This is a genomic window from Armatimonadota bacterium (assembly GCA_016223145.1).
Taxonomy (GTDB): Bacteria; Armatimonadota; Fimbriimonadia; order Fimbriimonadales; family Fimbriimonadaceae; genus Nitrosymbiomonas.
Window position 1 is genome coordinate 26,519 of record JACRPN010000020.1, and the last position, 23,228, is coordinate 49,746.

Annotated in this window: 15 protein-coding genes and 2 pseudogenes; 5 read left to right on the top strand and 12 right to left on the bottom strand. The window is 61.6% G+C overall.

The window, feature by feature from the left end; translation table 11 throughout:
* Positions 1–4: 4 nt before the first annotated feature.
* Complete coding sequence (locus HZC36_15210; protein MBI5708331.1) at positions 5–1,810, top strand: M48 family metallopeptidase; 1,806 nt, start codon at positions 5–7, stop codon at positions 1,808–1,810.
* A gap of 72 nt (positions 1,811–1,882) precedes the next feature.
* Here HZC36_15210 and HZC36_15215 read toward each other — a convergent pair whose 3' ends face one another.
* Together HZC36_15215 and HZC36_15220 are read right to left on the bottom strand one after the other, a co-directional pair.
* Positions 1,883–2,317 carry a hypothetical protein gene (locus HZC36_15215; GenBank protein ID MBI5708332.1) on the bottom strand — a complete coding sequence of 145 codons (435 nt, stop codon included), beginning with the start codon at positions 2,315–2,317 and terminating at the stop codon, positions 1,883–1,885.
* Between the two features lie 347 nt (positions 2,318–2,664).
* Positions 2,665–4,677: an S-layer homology domain-containing protein gene (locus HZC36_15220; GenBank protein ID MBI5708333.1), complete on the bottom strand. Its 2,013-nt coding sequence runs from the start codon at positions 4,675–4,677 to the stop codon at positions 2,665–2,667.
* 366 nt (positions 4,678–5,043) lie between these two features.
* Here HZC36_15220 and HZC36_15225 point away from each other — a divergent pair, with 366 nt between their 5' ends.
* Positions 5,044–6,273: a metallophosphoesterase gene (locus tag HZC36_15225; GenBank protein ID MBI5708334.1), complete on the top strand. Its 1,230-nt coding sequence runs from the start codon at positions 5,044–5,046 to the stop codon at positions 6,271–6,273.
* Between the two features lie 8 nt (positions 6,274–6,281).
* Here the strand turns inward: HZC36_15225 and HZC36_15230 are convergent, their stop codons facing one another.
* From HZC36_15230 to HZC36_15245, 4 genes and pseudogenes are all read right to left on the bottom strand, one after another.
* On the bottom strand, positions 6,282–6,920 hold the full coding sequence (locus tag HZC36_15230; GenBank protein MBI5708335.1) for a hypothetical protein: 639 nt from the start codon (positions 6,918–6,920) through the stop codon (positions 6,282–6,284).
* A 2-nt stretch (positions 6,921–6,922) separates the two neighbouring features.
* Positions 6,923–8,371 (bottom strand): UbiD family decarboxylase, encoded by a 1,449-nt coding sequence (locus HZC36_15235; GenBank protein ID MBI5708336.1) that lies wholly within the window; start codon positions 8,369–8,371, stop codon positions 6,923–6,925.
* Positions 8,372–8,416: 45 nt separating this feature from the next.
* Positions 8,417–8,545 (bottom strand): annotated as a pseudogene (locus tag HZC36_15240) (hypothetical protein).
* A pseudogene (locus HZC36_15245) lies at positions 8,540–8,662 on the bottom strand (UbiD family decarboxylase). Before HZC36_15245 ends, HZC36_15240 begins: the two co-directional pseudogenes overlap by 6 nt.
* 127 nt (positions 8,663–8,789) lie before the next feature.
* Here HZC36_15245 and HZC36_15250 point away from each other — a divergent pair.
* Both HZC36_15250 and HZC36_15255 read left to right on the top strand, forming a co-directional pair.
* Positions 8,790–14,033 (top strand): acetylxylan esterase, encoded by a 5,244-nt coding sequence (locus tag HZC36_15250; protein ID MBI5708337.1) that lies wholly within the window; start codon positions 8,790–8,792, stop codon positions 14,031–14,033.
* Positions 14,034–14,360: 327 nt separating this feature from the next.
* Complete coding sequence (locus HZC36_15255; GenBank protein MBI5708338.1) at positions 14,361–14,738, top strand: four helix bundle protein; 378 nt, start codon at positions 14,361–14,363, stop codon at positions 14,736–14,738.
* Between the two features lie 32 nt (positions 14,739–14,770).
* Here the strand turns inward: HZC36_15255 and HZC36_15260 are convergent, their stop codons facing one another.
* Positions 14,771–16,363 (bottom strand): DUF4173 domain-containing protein, encoded by a 1,593-nt coding sequence (locus tag HZC36_15260; protein ID MBI5708339.1) that lies wholly within the window; start codon positions 16,361–16,363, stop codon positions 14,771–14,773.
* Between the two features lie 120 nt (positions 16,364–16,483).
* Here HZC36_15260 and HZC36_15265 point away from each other — a divergent pair, with 120 nt between their 5' ends.
* Positions 16,484–17,143 carry a DNA-3-methyladenine glycosylase 2 family protein gene (locus HZC36_15265; protein ID MBI5708340.1) on the top strand — a complete coding sequence of 220 codons (660 nt, stop codon included), beginning with the start codon at positions 16,484–16,486 and terminating at the stop codon, positions 17,141–17,143.
* Between the two features lie 67 nt (positions 17,144–17,210).
* Here the strand turns inward: HZC36_15265 and serC are convergent, their stop codons facing one another.
* From serC to HZC36_15290, 5 genes are all read right to left on the bottom strand, one after another.
* Positions 17,211–18,302, bottom strand: coding sequence for a 3-phosphoserine/phosphohydroxythreonine transaminase (serC, locus tag HZC36_15270; protein MBI5708341.1), 1,092 nt, complete (start codon positions 18,300–18,302; stop codon positions 17,211–17,213).
* Between the two features lie 239 nt (positions 18,303–18,541).
* On the bottom strand, positions 18,542–18,874 hold the full coding sequence (locus HZC36_15275) for a histidine triad nucleotide-binding protein (protein ID MBI5708342.1): 333 nt from the start codon (positions 18,872–18,874) through the stop codon (positions 18,542–18,544).
* 78 nt (positions 18,875–18,952) lie between these two features.
* Positions 18,953–20,380 carry a tRNA (N(6)-L-threonylcarbamoyladenosine(37)-C(2))-methylthiotransferase MtaB gene (gene mtaB, locus HZC36_15280; GenBank protein MBI5708343.1) on the bottom strand — a complete coding sequence of 476 codons (1,428 nt, stop codon included), beginning with the start codon at positions 20,378–20,380 and terminating at the stop codon, positions 18,953–18,955.
* Positions 20,381–20,461: 81 nt separating this feature from the next.
* Positions 20,462–21,115 carry a PEP-CTERM sorting domain-containing protein gene (locus HZC36_15285; GenBank protein MBI5708344.1) on the bottom strand — a complete coding sequence of 218 codons (654 nt, stop codon included), beginning with the start codon at positions 21,113–21,115 and terminating at the stop codon, positions 20,462–20,464.
* A gap of 187 nt (positions 21,116–21,302) precedes the next feature.
* Complete coding sequence (locus HZC36_15290) at positions 21,303–23,180, bottom strand: tetratricopeptide repeat protein (protein ID MBI5708345.1); 1,878 nt, start codon at positions 23,178–23,180, stop codon at positions 21,303–21,305.
* Positions 23,181–23,228: the final 48 nt, after the last annotated feature.

Sequence of the window (23,228 nt, forward strand, 5' to 3'; positions counted from 1 at the left end):
AACCTTGAGGATCAAAAACCAAACGAAGCGACTTTTCCTAAACCTTGCGCTTTTCGCCGCCTCGGTGGCAGCAATGGGCGCCGACTTTACCAACGAGGACCTGCAAAAGATGGTCCGCGAGCTGGAGGCCGTCGCCGGCCATCCAGGCGACTACAACTGGCCGATCGAATGCAGGGTCGAGAAGAACGACCAGGTCAACGCCTATGCCACGGCGATCGACAAGAAGGACGGCAAGAAGCCGCAGGCCACGATGGTGGTGTTTACCGGGCTGGTGGACCTCGCCAAGGGCGACCTGAACCTGATTCGGGCGGTCGTGGCCCATGAGGTCGCTCACTTGGAGCTCGGACACTGCCGGTCTTTGTCTCCAGCGGCCAGGGACCTCTCCAATCTATGGACGCGCCAGCAGGAGCACGCGGCCGACATCCAAGGCGCCATCCTGCTTCAAAAGGCCGGCTACAAGAAGCAGCACATGGTCGACATGCTCATGATGCTGGACAAGATGCGGGCCCGCAAGGGCGATTGGCTGGGAAGGCTCACCGCAGACCACGCGGATCCCAAAGCCCGAGCCGCCGAGATCGCCGACAACAAGGACGTCATGCGCTCGCTGCTGATGTTCGACGTCGGCTTGGCCTACATGGATTGCCGACGCTACAAGCTGGCCGCCGACTTTTTCGCCAAAGCCTCGGAGCTCGAACCCAAGCTTACCGAGGCCTATGTCAACGAGGCTTATTGCCGACTCTACAACTACTACGACTACGTGCCCAGGGACGTGAGGACCACCTGGTTCACGCCCGACTTTGGGCCGGTGCTAACGGAAATCACTTCAGGCGTTCGCGGCGTCGAGATCGGTGTGGAAGATCTTGCCCGCTACAAGCTTGCCGTTTTGACGATCGGCATCGCCAAGATCAAGGCGCCCTCGCATCCGATGGTGGCCGAGCTCGAAGCGCTCGCCAAGGTCTTGGACCCCGAAGCGGGGCACTCTGCCCAAATGCTCGAGGGTGCGCGGGCCTTTGAGGACATGGCCAACAAGACGTCGGACAAGGCCGCGAAGCTCCGCTATGCCGCCAATGCAGGTGTCGGATTCCAAAGGGGGGGCGACCTGCAAAAAGCCTACGACGTAATGATCGTCGCTCAGAAGCAAAGTGACTTCTACAATGCCGCGCTTGCCGAGAGCATCGGGCGCATCAAGGTGACCAACCGTGCCAAAGAGACCGCATCGCTGGCGGTGGACGTGATGGCGACCTGGCTTGCTCGGACGCCTCAGGCCAGCCCCTATTGGCAGTCCGTAAAGAAGAACCTCGACGAGGTCTGCAAGGAACTGAGCATCGACGTTCCGAAGCTGGAAACGACGCCGATCTATCTGTGCAAGGTCGTTTCGATCTTCCACAGCGGCAAAGAAGTCGGCATGTTCATGCCGCAAGATGATCTCTTCACCCTGTTCGGCAAGGCGGACTTGGCGCTTTCCTTCGACGAGCGTTACCCCGACCTCATGGAGATCCGCTGGTCGAGCGGCGACTTTGCGGTGTTCACCGAGCGGGGCAAAGCGCTGAGGCTCACTTCCTACACGGACGGAGACTACCTGTATCTCCGCCCGAAAGAGCGGACCATCCAGGGGGTCTTCCAGATCAAGGTTGGGATGACCGAAGAGGAGTTCGGGAAGATTCTGAACGTCAAAGGTGGGGCTTCGCTCGACCTGGCCAAGGGTGGCAAGATCGAAAAGTGGCTCTACTACCCCGGAATGAACATGGGCGTTTACCTTGATGGCGGCAAGATCAAAGGGATCACGGTGACGGCGGTCGAGGACGAGTAACGTCGCTCGATGAGCACGAGCAGATCGGGCGGCTGCCGAACGGCAGCCGCCCGATCGCCATTGGTGGGATCCCTACAGCTTGATGTCGACGATTCCGCTCACGCCGACGTTTTCGACGGCCTTGAGGCTGGACTTGTCGGGATTCTTGGTGGAGACTGGGATGAGGGCTCGGAGCCTCAGCTCGCCGAGGAACTTCACTTCAGGTGAGGCCACTGCGGCGACCCGATCGACGGCATCTGGCGGACCCATCACCTGGGCAGCGCCGACGGCTGAAGGGGTACCGACGCCAACCGTGAGAATCGGCACGACTTTGGTCTTGAGGCGCGGCGTATCTTCGCGATCCCAAAGCTTGTTGATGCCCTTGTTGATGTCTTTGCCAAAGGTGTTCACGACGACGAGCGCGCCGCCGGCTTTGATAAGCTGCTTCAGCTGAGGCGCTCCGACAGCGGCAAGGGCGAGGGTCGCGGCGGCGATCAGGGCTACTTTCTTGGTGGCAAATCGTTTCATGGGTTCTCTCCGGTACTTAGTTTGACGGCTGGGGGACCAGTGGAGTTGCGTGGTCCCTGGCTTCAGGCGCTTCCCGCCCACCCTCACGCATCCTCACTCACCCTCATTCATCCTCACGCGTCTTGAGCCCCCTCACCCCCGTTCACTGCGTTCCCCGATGGAACCGGGGCAAGCACGGACCCACTCCCACAAGGGGCGAGCAAGTTCCCCGACTCACCCGCCCACCGTCTCACCCTCTCTCATCCTCACTCATCCTCACACACCCTCATTCACCCTCAAGCAAAAAGAGAATCGCCCTCCCGTTATGGGAGGGCGATTCGTGTTCAGCGATCATTCGCCGATCAAGCTTAGTACTTGATCGAGGCCTGAGAGGTGAGGAACCCACCCTTGGCCTTCGTGGCGCTCGAGAAGAACGGGTTGAAGCCCGAGGTTCCCTTGCTGTCGTAGTCGCTGATCTGCCACAGGAAGCTCAACCAGGCGTTCTCGCCCATGTTGTACTTGAGGCCGATGTTGTACCATCGCTCCTCAGGCTTGCCACCATCGAACGAGCCGCGAGCCGCGAGGTCCCAATTGACGAACTCGCCGCCAATCATGAGGTTCCAAGCGTCGTTGACCTTATAGTTCAGGTGAGCTTTGTAGTGGTTGATGGTGTCGTCGCCGGTGAGACCCGTCACGCCGTTGATCGTCGTTTCGGATCCCTCATACATGGCGCCGTAGACACCCAGGCTGAGCTTCTCGCTCAGGTCGAACATCACCGAGCCATAGAAGCCCTTGATGTCGGTGGGGTTCCACCAGATGCCGATGCGTCCCCAAGAGCCCGGCGCATAGAACTGCGGGTCGATGCTCTTGTAACCGGCCTTGACCGAGAACTTGTTGCCCTTGTAGCCGAGGTTGGCCCAGTAGGCAGCGTTGTCGCCGTCGATGACGTTCGTGCTGTCGCTATTGAGATTGCTCTGCGAATAGCCGCCGTCGATGCTCAGGTTCTCACCGAACATGTAGTTGAAGTCACCGCCGAACACGATGGCTCGGTTGACCGTGGTAGACGAGCCGATGAACGTCGTACCATTCTGATCGAAGATCATGTAGTTGAAGTTCGCCTTGCCCTTCTCGCCCAGCGGGATGCTGAAGCGAGCGCCGAGGTGCTCGTCGACCATGATGCCGTTGTGGTTGCCGTATCCGCGAGGTCGCTCATCGAGACCCGTGGTCGTCGGATCGAAGATGTGCCCGGCGCTGCCGGCCATCATCGTGTTGATCGGAACGCCATTGGACGTCTGGAGGTTGTCCCAGTCTCCGCCATCGCGGCCGCCGAACAGCGTGAAGGTCGAGCTTCCGAAGTGGAAGTCGAAGATCGCGCCGTCGAAGATCCACTGGCCGTTGTCCCAACGCTCGTTGGAGAAGTACGGCGTGTTGTCCGGCCTCTGGAAGAAGTACGGACCGGCCTTGAAGCCAACGCGGCCGACGGTCGCATTGAAGTCCTGGCCGAACAGGCTGGTATTGAACTGAATCCCGGCGTTCTGAACGTAGAAGTCCGTCTTGGGCTCGCTCCAACCCTCGCCATCGAGCACGTGCGACTGGTTCCCGAAGATGGCGCTGCCATCGAACTCCGTGAGGTTGCCCGTCACGAAGGTGGCCCACCACTTGGGTCCGTTGTCGTTGTTGCCCGAGATGGTCATAGAGGCTTCGTGGCCCATGCGAAGGTTCTTCGCAAAGCCGTTCTCGGCGCCAGTCGTCGGGCGGCCATCAAAGGTGATGCCCGTCTCGTCGTCGGTGCCGTAGCCGCTGCCCATCCAGAAGTTGAGGTCGCCATGAATGTCGACCGGCATCTTTCTCTCTTCAAGAGCCTTCACGCGCTTGCTGAGATCTTCGATACCCTTCTTGGTGGCTTCGACGTCCACACCCTGGGAAGCGAGTTCCTTCTCAAAGGTGGAGGTCATCTTCTTCAGGGCGTCGATGTCGGCGGTAAAGTCCTTACCTTGTCCGGGCATCTGCCGCTTGAGAGCGTCCAGAGCGTCCATCACCGCTTTGACTTCAGCCTTGGTGGCCAAGCCTTCGGTGGAACCTCCGCCCATCTTGCCGATTTTTTCGTTGAGAGCGTTGTACTGAGCGGCAAGACCGTCGGAGACGCCCTTGAGGTTCATGTACAGCGCATAGAGAGCCGCAGCCATCTCATAGCGGCTTGCGGGTCGGGGACCTCGGAACATACCGTCCGGGTAACCCACCAGGAATCCGGCAGCTTTCGCGCCGAGAACGGCCTGGTAGGCCCAGTGGTTTTCCGGAGTGTCCGGGAAAGCCTGCCCGAGGGCAGGTGTCACCGACGCAACCATGGCTGCGCCGAGTGAGAGCGTAAGCATTCGCTTCATTTATCCGTCACTGCTCCTTGTGTTTTTTTTGGGCTTGGGGAGCTTGCCGGAGCTTGTTCGCTCGGACGGGCCATCGAAGCTTTCCTCGTTTCCTTTCGAGACCTGCCTTTGCGCCTTCGCTTGGGCCGCGCTTCCCGCGCCTTTCCTTAGGACAGGCATAACCTGCCCTCTGGAGATTATGGACCGCCTTTAGGGGCATTTGCAAGCAAATCTGCGATTCCCCGTTGGGAAAACAGCGCAAATCGCAGGCAAACCCAGACTGGCGTACCACACTTTCGATTATCAGTAGATTTGCTTGGAACCTGAAGGGGCGCTCCTTTCACTTCACTTGTGGCTCCTCGACAGGCGCGATGTAAGATGATGGGCATGGAGCACTACGTGCCCACGCGGCGGTCCATTCTGCTGGGCAGTTTGGCTTTGGGGGGTCGGGTGCTGAGTTCCGGCCGACGCCACAACGCCCCCATCCTCGAGGGTTCAAGGGTTCGTTTTGGCGTTATCACCGACGTCCACCATGGCCTGGCCAACCGGACCGAGGCGCGTCTGGAGGAGTTCCTGATCGCCTGTGAAAAGCGAGAGCTCGATTTCATCATCCAGATGGGCGACTTCAACCACCCGGTCCCCGAGGCACAGGGCTTTCTCAAGCTCTGGCACTCGCACAAGGGTCAGCGATGGGGAGTGCTCGGCAACCACGATATGGACATGGGCTCCAAGAAGCAAGCCCTGGATAACTGGCAGCTCAAGAGCCGCTATTACAGCTTCGATTCAGGTTTTTTGCACTTCGTCGTGCTGGACGCGAATTTCTTCCGAGTGGAGCAAGGGAACGCGAGACTCCAGTCTCGCTCATGGAGTGCGAGTCTCCAGACTCGCGAAAGCCATCCCCGGCCTTGCGGCGTGGAATCGGATGGCGACTCAGAGAGTCGCGGACCCTATGCGAGTCTGGAGACTCGCGTTCCTTCCGGGCTTGTCCCTTACGAAAACGGCAATTGGTACCGCGGCGGCATCACGGCAAGCTGGATCGACCCCGAGCAGATCGAATGGCTGGCCTCCGATCTGAAGGCGACCCGCAAGCCCACCGTCGTTTTCGTCCACCAACCGCTCGACGACATCTGGGAAGGCGGGTCGGTGCCCAACCGCGTCGAGGTCCGCAAGGTGCTGGAAGAGAGCGGCAAGGTCGTCGCCGTCCTGCAAGGGCACAACCACCAGGACGCCAGCGAAACGCGCAACGGCATCCTCTATTGGCGGGTGAACAGCGCCAGCTACGCCTGGGTCGGGGAGAAATACGGCCGCATGGCGGACTACGACCGGAGCCTGTTTGCGTTTGTGGAGATTGGGGACATGGGGACGAAGGGACAAAGGGACCAGGGGACGGCGCCCTGGGAGGCGAAGGGCGAAGGACGAAGGGCGAAGGGGGTGGGTCCGGGGTCCGAGGTCCGAGGTCCGGGATCTCATCATCCCATCACTTCCTCATCCCATCATCTCCACTTCTCAGTCGAGGGCCGACGCGGCATCTTCGAGGGCGATTCACCGTTCACGCGAGGCGTGCCGAACTTCCACCGGTTTTCACCGAGCATCACAAGTGTTCGCGTTGAGATCTGAGTCGCGCCCTATTCGTTGCGACAAGAGACGGCATCTATGTAAGTCCTGTGCCAGAGCTCCGCGATGGCCGTTGCGCCAGCCAAGTTAGGTTCGATGTAGCTGACAAGCCACGGGTCTTCAGACCAGAATCCGTGGCCGCTGAACAGGACTTCGAGGTTGGCAATGTGCACGTTTTGGATCCGTGAGAGAGACCGTATCTCATCGTTGAGCGCTCGGAAGACGTCGAAAGCCTCCACCGGCAGACCAAGTTCGGAAGCAAGGTCAAGCCTGCCATCCGTTGGATCGTAGATGGTGCTAACGAGAATCGGACACCGATAGTGGCCCAGCTTGAGCAGAACCGCTCGAAGCAATCCACTAACGCGCTTATCGAGTCCGGCCAGGGCTGGAGGGTCTCCAGGCTTTTCCAGTACCCGCCACCAGCAGGCTTCAAGAAGATCGTTTCCACCTGCCGTAAGGGTGATTAGGTCGGGATTGCCATCGACCCTTTCCGCAGCCTCAAGCACGCCGGTCGTTGTACAGCCGTCATAGGCCAGCATTTGGAAGCTTTCGGCGCCGACGAGCTTGGCGAGCTGGCTCGCCGCCCCACCACTTGGAGCGCCCGTGTAATCGTCGATGCTGATGGAATCGCCGAGTGCGAGGTAGCGCACCGTTACAACCCCAACCTCCCCCACATCTCATCCACCCGCTTCTTGACATCCTCGCTCATCTTGATCAGCTTCGGGAAGTCGCGGGTGAATCCGTTTTCGCCGGGCCACTTGTGGGTGCAGTCGAACCCCAGCTTGCCGCCGAAGCCCTCGGCGAGCGATGCGTGGTCGAGCTGATCCACGGGACCCCGGCTGAACAGCGCGTCCCGCGCGGGGTCGGTGTTCGCCCCGAAGCGGAACAGCACCTCGTCCAGGTTCTGCACGTCGCAGTCCTCGTCGAACACGAAAACGTACTTCGTGAACGCCAGTCCGCCGAGGCCCCAGATGGCGTTCATCACCTTGAACGCGTGCCCCGGGTACTTCTTCTTGATCGAAACGAACGCCACGTTGTGGAAGCACGCCTCGACCGGCAGGTTCATGTCCACGATTTCGGGCACCGAAAGGCGGATCATCGGCAGGAAGATGCGCTCGACCGCCTTGCCCATCCAGCCGTCCTCCATCGGCGGCACGCCCACGATGGTTGCCGGATACACCGGGCTCGTGCGATGCGTGACGCACGTGACGTGCAGCACCGGGAAGTCCTCGGCCAGCGAGTAGTAGCCGGTGTGGTCGCCGAACGGCCCCTCCAGCCGTCGCTCGCTGGGGTCCACATAGCCCTCGATGACGAACTCGGCGTCGGCGGGAACATGGATGTCGACGGTCTTGCATTTGACGAGCTGGGCGTTCTCCTTGCGAAGGAACCCGGCGAACATCATTTCGTCGATGCCCGGCGGCAGCGGCGCGATGGCCGAGAACGTGTAGGCCGGATCGCCTCCCAGCGCCACCGCGACCTCGATCTTCTTGCCCTGCGCGGCGGCGGCTTCCATGTGGCGCATGCCGGTCTTGTGCATCTGCCAGTGCATGCCGCAGGTGTTCTTGTCGTAAAGCTGAATCCGGTACATGCCGACGTTGCGCTTGCCCGCAGCAGAAATGGTCTGAGGTCTGAGGTCTGAGGTCTGAGGGCCCGGACCTCGCACCTCGGACCTCGCACCTCGGACCTCCGGATCATAGGTGAACACCATCGGCAGCGTGATGAACGGACCGCCGTCCTCGGGCCAGCAGGTGAGGATCGGCAGCTTGGTGAGGTCGACGTCGTCGCCCTGCATGACGACCTCTTGGCAGATGCCGCTCCCGACGGTCTTGGGTGGGACGTTCTTGAGCTCGCCGAAGAGCTTGGGAAGCATCTTTAGGGCGTCGAGAGGACCTTTGGGAAGCTCGGGTTTGAGGAGGTGCTCGATCCGCTCGGCGTGTTCCTCGAAGTCCTCGGCCCCCAGCGCCAGCGACATGCGGCGGCGGGAGCCGAAAGCGTTGATGGCGACGGGAATGCGATAGGCGAGAGGCGAGAGGCGATTCGGTTCCTCCTCGCTTTCGCTTTTCGCTTCTCGCTTCTCGCCATGAATTGATGGCTGCCCCATCACCGCGCTTTTCGGGTTCGGTGTGCCCAGTCGGTGAGGGGGTCCGACGACGTTTTCGAAGAGGAGGGCGGGAGAATGGTTTTCAGGTTTTCGGGTTATCTGGTTGTCGGGTTTTGGGTCAGAGACCTGGCCACCTGACAACCTGAAAACCTGGCTACCCGCCTTCCCCTTCATCACCCGATCCGCGATCTCGGTGATCTCCAGATACGGGCTCACGGGCTCTTTGATGCGCTTGAGCTCGCCCTTCTCTTCGAGCGTCTTCAGGAACTGCTGATAGTCGCGGTACGCCATGTGTGGGGGAGAGTGTACGCAATCTTCTGGGATTGCCTACAAAGGCCCGTCAACCCGGGATAGATTCGTCAAGATTCCACATCAAATATGCATAGGAATCGGGCGTGGCCGCATCGAACCCGAAGCCATGCTTCTCTGCGCCCTGCTCGTCGCCGGAGTGCTCGCGGCTCCCGCGAACCCCCAAGTGCTCTCGATCTACGCCCGGAAAGGTTCGGCGCCTATCGCATTTGCCGCCCGAGAAGTTGTAAGCGCCCTGGCGGCGCGAGGGAAGAAAGCCGTCGTCATCAACGACTCCAAGGCGCCCGCGTGGTGCAGCATCCGGCTTGATGATGGGCCCAATGAGGGCTTTCACATCGATCGAGTCGCGGACGAATGGCTGATTGCCGGCTCGGACGAGCGAGGCGCCATGTACGGCGGCTTGGACTTAGCAGAGCAAATCCGGCTCAACGGGCCAGACAAGGTCAAGCCCAAAGGGGGTTCCCCCTCCATGCCCCTTCGAATGATCAAGTTCAACATCCCCCTGCCGGGTGTGGGCTACGCCAGCGAGGAGTCGCTGAGGAAGAACGGCTGGTTCTATGACCTGAACTACTGGCGCAAGTATCTCGAGATGATGGCGCGGAACCGCTACAACGCCCTATCGCTCTGGTCGGCGCACCCCTACGACCGCATGCTCCGCCTCTCCAAGTACCCCGAAGCCTGCGCCCTGACCGACGAAGAGCTCGCCAAGAACCAGAAGTTCTTCCACACGCTGTTCCAGATGGCCAAGGATCACGGCGTCGATGTGTACCTGATGACCTGGAACACCCACGTCTCGCCGGCGTTCGCGGCCGCGCACAAGGTCGCCGTCAATGGGGCGGATTCTCCTCTCGTGCGGGATTACACCAAGGAGTGCGTGCGCGAGCTGCTGACGCAGTATCCCGAGATTACGGGATTCGGCACCTGCCCTGGCGAGGCGATGGGAAATCTGAACGCGGACCAGCGCATGGCGTTTATCCGCGAGACCTATTTCGAGGGGATCAGGGAGGCTGTGGAGGGAGGAAAGGGTGTTCAGGTGCTCAGGTATTCAGGTGTTCGGGAGGGAGATCAAAGAGACCTGACTCCTGACCAACTGAGCACCTCCCACCTGGCCTCCCATCCCCTTCCTGAACACCGAACACCTGATCACCCAACACCTGAAAACCCGAACACCCCGCCCCGCCCATACCCTCCCTTCATCTTGCGCTATTGGGGCGGCACTCCCGAATCCACCGACAAGATGCTCGCCGAAGCCAAGTACCCGGGGCCCGTGTACCTCGACATCAAGTTCAACGGCGAGCACATGTACTCGTCGACGCGGCCCCACGTGCAGAACAAAAAGTGGGAGCAGATGGCGGGCAAGCGCTACAAGCTCCTCTGGCACCTGCGCAACGACGACCTTTTCACCTTGCGCTGGGGCGACCCGGACTTCGCGCGCGAGATGCTGGGGAATGTGGTTGGCTCACCGATCCAGGGTCGAGACGCCCCTGGGACGCATGACCGGGACGGTCATGCCACGTCCGCCGGCTTCGTCATGGGCTCCGAGATCGAGATCCCCGGCGAGGACTACATCCACACGCCCAAGGCGGCGAAGCACAAAGACTGGAAGTACGAGTTCGAGAAGCAATGGTTCAAGTGGGCGCTTTGGGGCCGTCTCGGCTACAACCTGAAGGAACCCGAGAGCACCTGGATCAGGACCTACCAAGAGCGCTTTGGCGACGAGGCCGGGCCCAAGGTCTTCGCGGTGATGAAGTCCGCCAGCAAGATCCTGCCCACCGTGACCGCCTTTCACTGGAACTACATGAACGGCGACTGGTATCCGGAAGGCAACGTCGGCCCCTGGAACACCAGCTATGAGGTCCCGCGCCAGAACTTCCGCGACAACAGGATCTTCCACTCGGTGGAGGAGTGGGTCTGGAACAACGCGATCGACGGGAGCTATGAGGATATTCCGACATATGTGATGCGGGGTCTCTCCGGAACTCCCTCCCTTTTGAAGGGGAGGGTCGGGGTGGGGATGTCACGGAGCCGGAGACTTGGAGCAGTAGCTGCCCCCGCGCAGTCGCTGTCAGCGAATAACAGCAGGCGCATGGCGCTCACCCACCCCCCGACCCCCTCCCTCAAGAGAGGGGGCGCCCTCAGCCCCATCGAAGTGGCAAACAAACTGGAATCTTGGGCCAGCGCCTTCGACAAACTTCGCCCCAATAACTTCTTCGATGCCGGCCATGCGAACGACAAAGAATGGGTCTGTACGATGCAAGACCTTCGGGCGGTGTCCGAGCTTGGGCACTACTACTCAGCCAAGATCCTTGGGGCGACGTCGTACTGCCGGTTCCTGCTGACCGGCGACGAGGCGTCCCGAACCAACGCGCTCAGGCACATCACCCGGGCGCTGGCGCACTGGAAGAAGCTCGCCGCCATCGCCGACGCGCACTACATCGAGCACGAGATCTGGCTGCAGGGGCAGTTCTCGTGGGGCAAGTACACGGCTGACGCCGAGCGGGACGTGGAGATCGTGAAGAACGCGATGCCGATACCCTCGACGGAGACAACGTGGCTTGGGTCGGAAGGAAGGAAGCGGCTTCCCACCGTCGCGATGCGACGCTTCGACAGCTCTTCGCGAAAAGAAATCGCCCCCTGGCTCCAATATCTGAGCTCCCTGCCCGTAGCGAACGTCCTTCACTTCCCTGGTTCGCCCTCCTCCGTAATGACACTAGGCAACTACAGCACAGGGCTGCTTGCTGGAACCGACTCGACATGGCGGATTACGATACGCACGCCTGGCGTACCCAATCCAGGACGCCTACTATTCCTTACGGTGACTGGAAAGCAGGTCCACCGCATTTCACGCGGCGACTCTGAACTCTTGACATACGAATGTCAACTGAAGAGTGGCCGGAACGATTTGACGATCACGAGATTCCCCTACTCAAGTCCGCTGTCGTTGACTTTCGCAGCAGAACCGATGCCCTGGCGTACCCCAGTCGCCGACCTCTCCGCCAAGGACGCTTCCAAAGTCACCGCGCCGATGGTCCTTACCAAAGGCACAGCGGTCGACACTTACCTCCACATCCCCAAAGGCTCCGGGCGGGGCCTCGACCTCGCCACCAACAAGCTGAAGGACAACGGGCGCGCCGAGTTCCCCGTCGAGATTAAGGACGCCGGCAAGTACGTCGTCCACGCCTACGTCAACTGGCCCGACACCGCCGGCAACTCGTTCTTCATCGAGTTCGACCAACCCTACCGCCCGACGCCGCTCCCGCCCGTGCTCGGCAACGACGACAGCTTCGGGAACTGGCACTGGGTGGTCTCGCCTGCCTTCGACCTGAAAGCCGGAAAGCACACGCTCATCCTCCGCAACAGAGAGGAGGGCGCGAAGGTCGCGCGGCTGGTCGTGGCGAAACAGGAGGGAAACGTGAACACGAACAACGATGATGGCGGCGACCTGCTCACCGCCAAGGAGCGCAACGACTTCTTTCACGCCATCTACGAGCGCATGACCGCCGTCAAGCCGCTCGATCGCTTCAAGACCAAGGCGGAATGGGAGGCTCATGCCAGGGCCCTGCGCCCCAAGATCCTGAACGCATTGGGGCTATGGCCGCTGCCAAAGAAGGTCGCGCTCGATCCGCACAACTCCAAGAAGCTCGTTAGGGACGGCTACACGGTCGAGCGGGTCTGGTACCAGGTGTTCCCGAAGGTGTATGCGAGCGCCTACCTCTACATCCCCGATGCGGCCAAACAGCCCGGCGCGAAGCTCCCCGCGATCCTGCACCCGCACGGCCACTGGCCCGAGGGCGCGGCCGACCCCGTGGTGCAGGCGCGCTGCATCGCGATGGCCAAGATGGGCTACGTGTCGCTGTGCCCGGACTCCACGCACGTGTTCGATTTCCCCACGGGGCTGAACCCGGTCGGGCAGATGACCTGGGACAACATCCGCGGGCTGGACTACCTGGAGTCGCTGCCCTACGTGGACAGGAACAAGCTCGGTTGCACGGGCGCCTCGGGCGGAGGGCAGCAGACGATGTATCTGGGCGCGGTGGACGACCGCGTGAAGGTGCTCGTGCCGGCGGTGATGGTGTGCTACTTCAAGCGCATCCTCTTCGAGACCGAAGACGCGCACCATTTCTGCAACCACGTGCCCGGCATCGCGGCGCTGGCCGACCAGACCGAGATGGCGGCGATGTTCGCGCCACGGCCCACCCTGTTCATCTGTGCGACCGGCGACTGGACGCTCACCGTGCCGAAGGAGGAGTTCCCCGATATGAAGCACATCTGGGACCTCACCGGCGGCGACACGAAAGTCGTTCAGTTCGACAAGCCGCACAACTTCGATCAGGACAGCCGCGAGCAGATGTACGCCTGGTTCAACAAGTACCTGAAGGGCGACGACGATTCGGCTCACGCGAAAGAGCCGAAGCTGAAGACCGAGGACCCGAACACGTTAAGGGCTCTCGGCGGTCCGCCTTCAGGAGCCTCAGGGCATGAGGGGGCTGTGGTGTATTACCGGAAGACGACCAGGTTCAAAGAGCCGGTGCTAAAGAGCGCCGTCGAGCTTGAATCCTGGCGCCAGGACGTCTTTTTCGGTGTCAGGGATCGACAACAAAGCCTCTCCTGGGTCTTTGGCCTTCACATGGGCTACCAGGGAAAATCCAGAAGAGTCGGCGAGTTTGAGATTGCGGGTCTCAAGGCTGAAAAGTGGCTCATGTGGACCCACTCGGACGACCACATTCCCTGTTGGTACTTCCCGCCAAAGGGCCGCAAGAGAAACGGGCCTGGCGTCGTCATCGCCCACCCGCAGGGAAAACGCGCCCTTCTCGTCGAGCGGCCTTGGCTAGTCAGGAGTCTGCTGGAAAAGGGGATCGGCGTCATGGCGATTGACGTCCATTACCGAGGAGAGATCAAGCGAGACTGGCGCTGGAACAGCATGATTTGGGGATCCTCGGAAGCTGGCACGGCCGCCGAGGACATGCAAATTGTGCGCTTCGACATGACCGCCCTGCCGGAACTCGGCCACGGCAAGGTCTACATCATCGGTTTGGGGGATCTTGGGGTCGCGGCCCTCTTTGCCAATGCGATTGACTCGTATGGAGTGGGCGCAGCCGTGGACGACATTGGCCTCACCTACACCGCCGGACGCGAGACTCCGGACCTCCCTGGCCTTCTCCGCTATGCCGACCTGCCCCAGATCGCGGCGCTCGCCGCTCCGAGGAAGCTCTGGATCAACGGCGCTCGCGAGCCATTCTGGTTCACGCGCTCGGCCTATGGTCTGCTGAAGGCTGAGAAAAACCTCTGGATCACGACCAAACACACCGACGAGTTCGACTACTCGCTGGCGGGGTGGGTGTTGGGGAAGTAGGGGGGAGGGACGAAAGGACAGAGGGACGTGAAGGCTTGTGGACGTTGATCTACAGGAGGAGGTCCTTTTCCGCATCCAGAATCCTCGACATCAACCTACATATCAACCGGTTTCTTGATTTGAGATTTGAGATTTCAGATTTGAGATTCCGGGTGATGCGGCAGAGTGGAGGAGAGCACTCATGACCTACAAACGCTTCGAAGACCTTCCGGTCTGGAACCAAGCAGTGGACCTGGCACTCGCCTTATTCGACTTCATCGACGCAAATGAGGCTGGCTTTCGAAAGCGTTCCTCCCTCAAGTCCCAACTCGAGCGAGCGGCCTCTCCGTGTCCAACAACATCGCCGAGGGGTTTGAGCGAGGCACGACGAACGAGCGGCTCTCCTTCCTCTACATCGCCCGTGGCTCTGCTGGGGAAGTCCGTTCCATGCTATGCCTGATGGAACGCCTGCCCTCCTTCCGGAATTTCAAATCTGACATTTCAAATCTCAAATCAATGGCGGAGGGAATATCGAGGCAGATTCGGGGATGGGCCGACAGCCTTCAGAACTCCGAGATCAGGGGCCAACGGCACTTGAACGAGAAGAGCAGGGAAGCCGACCGGATGAGGGTTGAGCAAGCTGAAAGGGAGCGGGAGCAGGCGGACTTCATGGAGTACGTGGCGAAGGTAGCTCGCGGCGAAAAGGTGGAACCTCCGAGTCCCTGAACGAGGCAGGTTTGGCTTCGTGTTGCCTCGAACTACCGCTGCAATTCGTACAGCTTCAACTCGCCCAGCGCCTTCCGCCCCTCCTGATCTCCCAGACTCCAAGAACGCCAGTCGGCAGGCTCTAGCTCCGACCAGCGCTCGGTGAGACGGTCCCGCAAATCAGTCTGAACGTGCAGAGGCAGTCCTTCCATTGCGGCGGCGACCTCCGGCAGGGAATCCAAACTGAGGCGAGAAAGGTAGGCCGAATCCATGCGGCCCTTCTGTACCGCCGACAGAAGCATCGAGCGCGCGATCATGGCGTCCGGGTTGATCAGGTTGAGGCCAAAGATGGCAAGAAAGCCCAGAGTGACTGCGCCAATGACGAAGTGGTTCGATTTTCGCGCCACCACCGTCGCGAGCAGCCAAACCAGGCACCCGGCGATCCAGACCATCGCCGCCCCGCCATAGAGCCGAAGCTCGCTCCAGTTGTACTGCTCGACGCAAAGGTCCAGCCGCCGCATCGCCGAAGCGACCACGATCCCGAGCAGGCCCACGGTGATGCCGACCAGAGTCGGATAGGTGGGGCCGTTCGCGCCTCGGAGCTTCAGGCCATGGTGGACCAGCCGGAGCACCGGCACCGCCAGCATCAGCACCGCGAGCAACTGAAAGAAGCCGCCTCGGGCGTATTGGGACCAGTTCATGCCCTCGGGCAGCGCCGCGGCGCCGCCGAAGAGGAAGCGAATCTGCACTGCGGAAAAGGCGCCGAGAAGAAGGATGAGCGAACCCAGGGCGATGCCCGCCTCGGCGTTGCCTATGCCGGGTTGCGCCTTGGGTTTCGGCGGCCCCGCGGGCTCGCCGATTTGGAAGGCGGGTGGCTGCCCCACGAGCAGCGGAACCTGGCCATTGGGTGGAGCGCCAAGCGCGGAGTGCCAGATTCTGGGGTCGGCGACGGCCTCGGGAGCAAGAAAGAGACGCCGGAACAGCGACGCCACCGCCCAAGTGCCCAGGAAAATGCCGAACGTGTGCCCGACAGCTGCCTCCAGGTTCCAATCGGTGAGATTGGCAAGGTAGCTCGAAAACACGGGGTCGGCGGAGGTCAGAAGCGCGCCAAACACGATCAAGATGGGCACGGCGATGAGCATTCCCCGGCCCACAACTGCCATGCGCTCTCGGCCGTGGGCCGTGCCGAAGCCCCTCCAGGAGATGTCGGCGAAGACGAGGTTCCAAGCGTCCGCCAGCATGAGCGCCCAATGGGCCAGCCAACCGCCCACCAGGTCCCCGACGCTGATTTTGCCGACGCCTCCGATTCGAATCCGGCTGGAAAGGATCGCCAGCGCCATGAAGAAAGCGAACAGGTTCATCGCCCGCATGGCCCCGGAATCGCGCAGCGCGAGGCAGGCCGAAAACACGAGCAAAGGTACCGCCAGCCAGGCCACCGAGCTCTCTTGCGCCTGGACGGGTTTTCGCCAGAGCCGCCAGCCGGCAAGCAGGCATAGGCCGACCCAAACCGGAAACCCGAGACCCCAAGTGACGCCGCGAAGCAATAGATCGGCGGCGATCCCAAGGCCGATGGAAGCCCCCAGGATGCTTAAGGCGCGGATGTTGGCGATGGGCTTTGCGGGAAGTTCGAGGGCGGGCGCGGACATGGTCACCTCCGGCGGCGCGAAATGCGGTACACCTGTTCGCTACAACCGGTCGGCGCTCGCCACGGGTTCCGTTCCGACTTCATTTTCTGAATTCCAAAAATCTCAGGAAGATCCGAATCCATGCCTTATGCCAAAGCCACCGACCACCTTTGCCAGGCCGATCCGAAGTTGGCTGAGGTCATTGCTCGGCTTGGGCCCTGTGATCTGAAGCCGGAGGAAAGGCCCGAGGACACCTTTCAGTACCTGACTCGGGTCATCGTGTTTCAGCAGCTTTCGGGAAGGGTGGCCTCCGCCATCCACAGACGGTTCCTGCTTCTTTACAACCCCGGCGCCGAGCCTGATCCTCAGAAGCACGGGTGGGGACTTCGCCATCCGGAGCCCAATGAAGTGGCAGGAACGGACCTCGATACGCTGCGCTCGGCGGGGCTCTCGCGCCAAAAGGCGAGTTATATCCAGGGCCTCGCGGAACTCTGCGTCGAAGGCCTCGCATCGATCGAAGAGCTGAGCGCAATGGACGATGAATCCGTCGTCGCCGAGCTCACGAAGGTCAAAGGCATCGGGCGGTGGACCGTCGAAATGCTCCTGATGTTCCGACTGGGGAGGATGGATGTGTGGCCGATCGACGATCTCGGCGTGCGTGCAGGGCTACGGCGACTCCACGGCCTCGAGAAGAACCCCAAGCCCAAGGAAGCGCTGGCGATGGGCGAGGTTTGGCGGCCGTACCGGTCGGTGGCCGCCTTCTACATGTGGCGTCTTATGGATACCGAAGTGCCGGAATGAGGGGGCCTATGGGGCCGCTAGGACCTATAAGACAAATACGACCTATAGGTCCGATGCTTGATTGGAGCTACCCGTTCTTCGCCGCGAACTCCTTCATGAACGCGGCCAGAACCTTGCAGCCTTCCTCAGGAAAGGCGTTGTAGATACTGGCGCGGATCCCGCCCACCGACCGGTGTCCTTTGAGGCCGTCCAGCTTCAAGGCCTTGGCTTCCTTCACGAAGGCGTCAGTGAGTTCGTCGCTCGGGAGGCGGAACGTCACGTTCATTTGGGAGCGCGCCTCGGGCTGGGCGTGGGCCTGATAGAAGCCCGAGTTCGCGTCGACGGCATCATAAATCGCCTTGGCTTTTCGTTCATTGATGGCCTGGATCGCCGAGAGCCCTCCCAGGTCCTGGATCCACTTGTAGACCAGGCCGCACACATAGATTGAGAAGCACGGCGGCGTGTTGTAGAGCGAGCCGTTCTCCGCCTGAAGCCGGTAATCCAGCATCGGGTGGAACTTCTCCGGCGTGCGGGCAAGCAAGTCTTCGTGGATGATCACCACCGTCGCGCCGGCGGGCCCCATGTTTTTCTGTGCGCCGGCATAGATCATCGCGTATCTGGACACATCCACCGGCCGAGACACGATGTCCGACGACATGTCACAGACCACAGTCGCCCTGAGTTTAGGGTCGCCGTGGAATTGGACGCCGTGGATGGTCTCGTTGGTCGTGAAGTGGACGTACGCCGCTCCTGCTGAATACTCAAGGCTGCCAAGGTCCGGCAGGCTTGAGTAGTTGTTTGCCTTGCCGTCCCACACGCACTTCGCCCCGCCGACCAGGCTCCCCATCTCGAAGCTCTTCTTGCTCCATGCGCCCGTCACAACGTAGTCGGCGCTGCCGCCCGCCAATAGGTTCATCGGCGCCATCGTGTTCTGGAGGCTCGCGCCGCCCTGCAAAAACAGCACCTTGTAGGCGTTCGGGATGCCCATCAGCGCGCGCAGACGCGCTTCGGCAGCGGCGACAATTCCCTCGAAGTGCTTTCCGCGATGGCTCATCTCCATGACGCTCATGCCCGAACCCTTCCAGTTCAGAAGGTCGTCTCGGACCTCTTCGAGAACGGAAACGGGCAGCGTGCAGGGGCCCGCGGAGAAGTTGAAGACGCGATCGTACGGCTGGCTCATGGAGCAGAGTTGTACCCGGGGAATGGGGCAGCGAACCCCGCCGGCCCTTGGTGAACCTCCATCCCCAACCCGTTCGCCATACCTGGTTAGCGTCCCAAGCCCCCTCACCCGGTTCGCCGGAGCTCACCGGCCTCTCCCCCAAAGGGGGCGAGGTGGGGAAATCTCCATCCCCAACCCGTTCCCCCTCTCGCCCCGTAAGGCGCGGGGTCTTCGACTTCGCTCCAAGGGGATGGGGCTTCCTATCCCGGAGGCCAATCGAACGGCCGCCCAGCCAGCAAGTGGATGTGAAGGTGGTCCACCGTCTGGCCGGCCTCGGGGCCCTGGTTGATCACAAGCCGATAGCTCGCGCTACAGCCCAGTTTCTCGGCGACCTTCCGGGCGGCATTCAAGAGCCGGCAATGGTCGCCTTCCTCCGGTACCTCGGCAACACCCGAGATCTCTTGTCGCGGGACGATGAGGACGTGGACCGGGGCCTGCGGGTTGATGTCGCGGAAGGCGACGCAGTGCTCGTCCTCATAGACGATGTCTGCCGGGATGTCCCGCTCGATGATTCGGGTGAAGAGAGTCGCCATGGCTGCAGTGCCCCTTGAAGCGTGCTCTATCACCCTTCGACGTTGCCCTTGGCTTTCCCTTTTCGGCGGATGTCACCGCTACTGCCTTAGGACAAGGCGTCCGTTGGCTTGGGTTGGCTCCGGCGCGAGTTCGCCGTAAAGGGTCCCGTTTCGCGCTTCGTCGAGCCGAACCCAGACGCACGTTCGGGCGATCGATGGCGGCGCTGCGAAAGCGACCTCGAGGTAGTTGTCCGTCAAACCGTGCATCAGGCCGTCGCGGTTCTCCTTGCCCTCGGCGAGCACGCGCATGGTCCGTCCCAGGAACCGCCTCGCATGCGCTTCGCCGGTGCGCTGGGTCGCTTGCTGCACGAGCACGCTCCGGCGCTGCTTCTCCTCGGGCGATACGGGATCGCCCCATTGGTCGGCGGGCGTGCCCCACCTCGGGCTAAACCGAAACACATGTCCCTTGAGGTAGCGAACCTCCTCGCAAACATGCAGGGTCGAGGCGAACCGCTCCTCGTCTTCGGTCGGGAAGCCGACCATGATGTCGGTGGTGATCGACAGGTCCGGCACTGCCTCGTAGAGCTTGTGGCAGAGCCGAATATAGTCGTCCTGCGCGTAGCGGCGGTTCATGTCCTTCAGGACTCCCGTGTCGCCGCTTTGCAGGGGGATGTGCAGGTGCGGGACGGCCAGGCCGCCCTGCATCAAGGCGACGAGCCGATCGGAAACCTGGGGCGCCTCGATGCTGCTGATTCGAACGCGACTCATCCCCTCGATCCTGGCGATCTTCTCGACGAGGTCCTCGAAAGCGGGTCCGTCACTGCCCGATTCCGGTCCGTAGGAACCGATCAGCACGCCCGTCAGGACCACCTCCCGATAGCCCAATTCCGCCAGGCGAGCGACTTCATCGAGGACTTCCATAGCGGGCCTTGAGCGCATGCCCGGGCGGGTGAACGGGATCGAGCAGTAGCTGCAGAACACGCTGCAACCGTCCTGAATCTTGACGGTCGCCCGGCTGCGCCCCTGAGGCGCGGCATGAACGCTTTGGGAGGCCTTTTGGGAGTGCGCGGGCTTGCCCGCGCTTTCCGTGTGCTCCGAAATGGGAGCTCCGCTGGCCATCGAGTCGAGAGGGGCCAAAGCGCGGGCTTGCCCGCGCACTCCAAGAGCCAATTCGCGCTCCAGCTCCGGAAACGCTCGGAACAGCCAGCTCAGAGTCTCCAGCTTTTCGGGGTTGGGAACCAGCACGTCGGCGCCTGCGAATGCCTCGCCCTTGTTCACCGACATCTGTGCCGCGCAACCCGTAACCACCACTTTTGCCGCCGGGTTGTACCGTGTCGCCCTGCGCACCGTGTAGCGGCTCTTGGATTCCGCGACCGAGGTCACGCTGCACGAGTTGATGACGTACACGTCGGCCTGCCCTTCAAAGGGAACAACCTGAAATCCGGCCCCTTCAAAGCTCTCCAGGATGCGTTGGGTCTCATACTGGTTAACCTTGCATCCAAGCGTGGTGAACGCTGCTCTCAGCATAAGCGAGGGCGAAGTGTACCGGCTGCCGGGCCATGGGCAAGGTGTTTTGGCCCGAGCAGCCAGGTCGAGGGCTGGTTGGGCTCAGCCCGAGACGCGCCGACGAAGCAGCGCCGCAAGCCCAAGGCCAATCACCGCGAGCGTAGCGGGTTCGGGCACCACCTCGATGGTGGCGGCCAGGGGCGTGGAGTCGTAGTGGAAGCCGTTGTTTGGGCCGACGACGAAGTCGATGGTGTCGCCTGCTGCAACCGCAAAGCTGAGGGCGAAGCTCTCTTGAGAGTAGGTGCCATAGGCTGACATCAAGCTCGCGCCGTTGTGCATTACATGGACGTCCACCGCTCCGATGTCGCCCGCGCCAAAGGCGCCATTGACGGTCGCGGTACCTGCGTTTGCCACCGTCAGGCGGGCAACGCCAAGCTCACCGTTGAGGCCGCTATGGAGTGCCGCCTCCCCGCTCAGAATGCCATTGATGGTCGAACCAGAGTGGTTCAGGAACGCGGCCGGCGTGTCGGCGCCCATGCCGGGCGTGTACCAAACGAGATGCGCGCCGGTGTCGGCACTGGTTGTGAAGTTGGTCAGTGCGCCGCCGAGCGAACCCTGCCACCCGTAGGTCCAGGCCCCGTTCGGGTTTCCGCCGGCGATCGAAAAGTCGGCTTGATAGTCGTAAAGTGACGCATAGGCGCTCAACGCACAGCCAATGCCGGCCAGCACGGCTGCCAAACGAATCATAGGTTTCATAGTGGTCTCCTTGGCTCTCCCTTCGGAGGCTTACGGCGACACACGATATCAGAGGCGGCGCTAGCAAACAGCTAGCGCTAGCCCGAAATGCACGTCACGGGGGCAAAAGGCAGGAATTCCTGCTAGAGGACAAAGAGCCGCGGCGGAAGCAGGAGTTCTGGCGTCTTGTCTGCGCCGGCCAGGTTCATCATTGGTTCCGGGATCGCCCCGAGGACCCCGTTTTCAGCAGACCCTCCAGGTCTCGCGCGAGCGTCCGAATACCGTTGAGCGTGTAGATGGGGTTCTCCGTTCCTGGAATTGGCGCCATCTCGGGCTTGGCCGCCAGTGTCGCGAGGGCCCGATTTGCGTACGCCGCCGCCTCAGGGATTCGGCCTTGTGCCCGCCGAAGGTGTGCCATGACCGCTTCGTTCATGACGATGCCGAACTCGTCGGCGCACGCGGCAGCCAATGCGAGGCTTTGTTGCAGCCTTCGCTCTGCATCGGGGTACCGGCCCAGGGCAATGTGGCACCGCGCCAGGCAGCGCGCGGAGGTCGCGATCCCGCGCGAGTCGCCGCACAGTCTTCGCTCAGCCAGGGCCTGAGAGTGCGCAAGCAGGGCCGCTTGTGCGTTCCCTGCCCCGAACCGAAGATCTCCCAGATAGGTCAGCACGATCGGTTTCATCGCCCGTGCTTCTCGGCCCTCAAAGAACGTCTGTGCGTCCAGATAGCATCGCTCTGCTTCCCGCGCATTGCCTGTGGCCTCGTGGGCTCTGCCGAGGTTTGCCAGCGCAAGCCCAGTGCGAACACCGATGCCGTGTTTCTTTCCCAAGTCACAAGCTCTCTCGAAACACGATTGGGCGCGCTCGAACTTCCCAGCTTTGAACAATATGCTTCCCTGCAGAGACACGGCAAGCAGCTCTTGGAAGGGCAGGCAGGCATGGACGCTGATACGAAGGGCCAGTTTGGCCTCCCGGCCCGCATCTTCGAGCGCGTTCTCAAAGTAGAGGGCAGACCCCAGCAAGGCGTGCGCTTCGGCGACGAACTCAGGTTCGAGAAGCCGGCCCATTGCAAACACAGCGAGGCAGTGCGCCCGAATCTCGCCGAACGGCACTCCGCCGAACAAGGCGCGAGCCATTGCGAGTCGGCTCAGAGCAACATGACGCCGGTTGCGGGCAGCCTTGGTGAGCGCCTGGGCATGCTCAAGGGCATCGGAAAGGTCGCCGGCTTCCGAAGCGAGCCTGCTGAGCCAGTACAGCAGTTCGGACCTGAGGAATGGGGTCAGGTGCGGCTGATCGAGGGTCAGCCTCAGCCTCGTGCGTCCCACTTGGGACTGAGACCTCGAGAGCCACCCCGGCGCTTCGGCCAGCACAAGTTTGGCGCGCTGGACAGGGCTCAGCGCCCCGTAATCGTAATCGGATTCATCGGACTTCGTATCGGAAGTCCACCCACACAGCTCGAGGAGCTCGCACGCGACATCGAGGTTCAGTTCCTTCTTGATGAAGTCCGCATATTGGACGATGGCTGCCCTCGCTCGGACGGGCGAACACTGGGCCTTCCAGGCTTCAGCCTTTAGCAATGGAATCCGCTCCAGATACGGATCCAGGCGCCCCAGTGCTTCGAGAAACGTAAGCGCCTGCCCAGGGGATTCCTTAACCAGACGAACCGCCAACTGAATTCCACGCTCCATCAGCTTCTGTTCCCATTGCTGTCGGAGCGCTCTGGCCCACGGATAGTCCAGCCCAGCCAGAAAGCCATGGTCGATGGCCTCCGGCATCTTTGCAGGCTCGATTTGATCCCATCCGCCGCTTATACGCGCGCCGACGACGGACAAGCGGCCACCTGCTTCCGTGATCGCCGTCTTCAGGCTCTTGCGGGCATAGACAAGCTCCTGCCGGACCCGCTTACGCTGTGTCTCAGGCGCAAGGTCTGTCCAGAATTCCTGCCCAATGGCCGCGCGTGATACTGGCCCCTCAAGAGCGATGTAAAGCACGATGTCCCGAGCTCTCTGCGTGCGAAACTGCAGCTCCGTGCCGTGCCTGAGAATGCGTGGCCGGCCCAGCATTTCGATTGAAATGGCTCGATCCACTGCCGTGATTATCGGTCTTGAGAACTGACAACCCAACAGCGAGCGTTA

What these genes read in the sequence shown, in the direction of transcription:
- HZC36_15260 (MBI5708339.1), bottom strand. Translation starts at nt 16,363, where the DNA reads ATGTCCGCGCCCGCCCTCGAACTTCCCGCAAAGCCCATCGCCAACATC.
- serC (MBI5708341.1), bottom strand. Translation starts at nt 18,302, where the DNA reads ATGAGCCAGCCGTACGATCGCGTCTTCAACTTCTCCGCGGGCCCCTGC.
- mtaB (MBI5708343.1), bottom strand. Translation starts at nt 20,380, where the DNA reads ATGCTGAGAGCAGCGTTCACCACGCTTGGATGCAAGGTTAACCAGTAT.
- HZC36_15275 (MBI5708342.1), bottom strand. Translation starts at nt 18,874, where the DNA reads ATGGCGACTCTCTTCACCCGAATCATCGAGCGGGACATCCCGGCAGAC.
- HZC36_15235 (MBI5708336.1), bottom strand. Translation starts at nt 8,371, where the DNA reads ATGGGGCAGCCATCAATTCATGGCGAGAAGCGAGAAGCGAAAAGCGAA.
- HZC36_15215 (MBI5708332.1), bottom strand. Translation starts at nt 2,317, where the DNA reads ATGAAACGATTTGCCACCAAGAAAGTAGCCCTGATCGCCGCCGCGACC.
- HZC36_15225 (MBI5708334.1), top strand. Translation starts at nt 5,044, where the DNA reads ATGGAGCACTACGTGCCCACGCGGCGGTCCATTCTGCTGGGCAGTTTG.
- HZC36_15285 (MBI5708344.1), bottom strand. Translation starts at nt 21,115, where the DNA reads ATGAAACCTATGATTCGTTTGGCAGCCGTGCTGGCCGGCATTGGCTGT.
- HZC36_15220 (MBI5708333.1), bottom strand. Translation starts at nt 4,677, where the DNA reads ATGAAGCGAATGCTTACGCTCTCACTCGGCGCAGCCATGGTTGCGTCG.
- HZC36_15250 (MBI5708337.1), top strand. Translation starts at nt 8,790, where the DNA reads ATGCTTCTCTGCGCCCTGCTCGTCGCCGGAGTGCTCGCGGCTCCCGCG.
- HZC36_15265 (MBI5708340.1), top strand. Translation starts at nt 16,484, where the DNA reads ATGCCTTATGCCAAAGCCACCGACCACCTTTGCCAGGCCGATCCGAAG.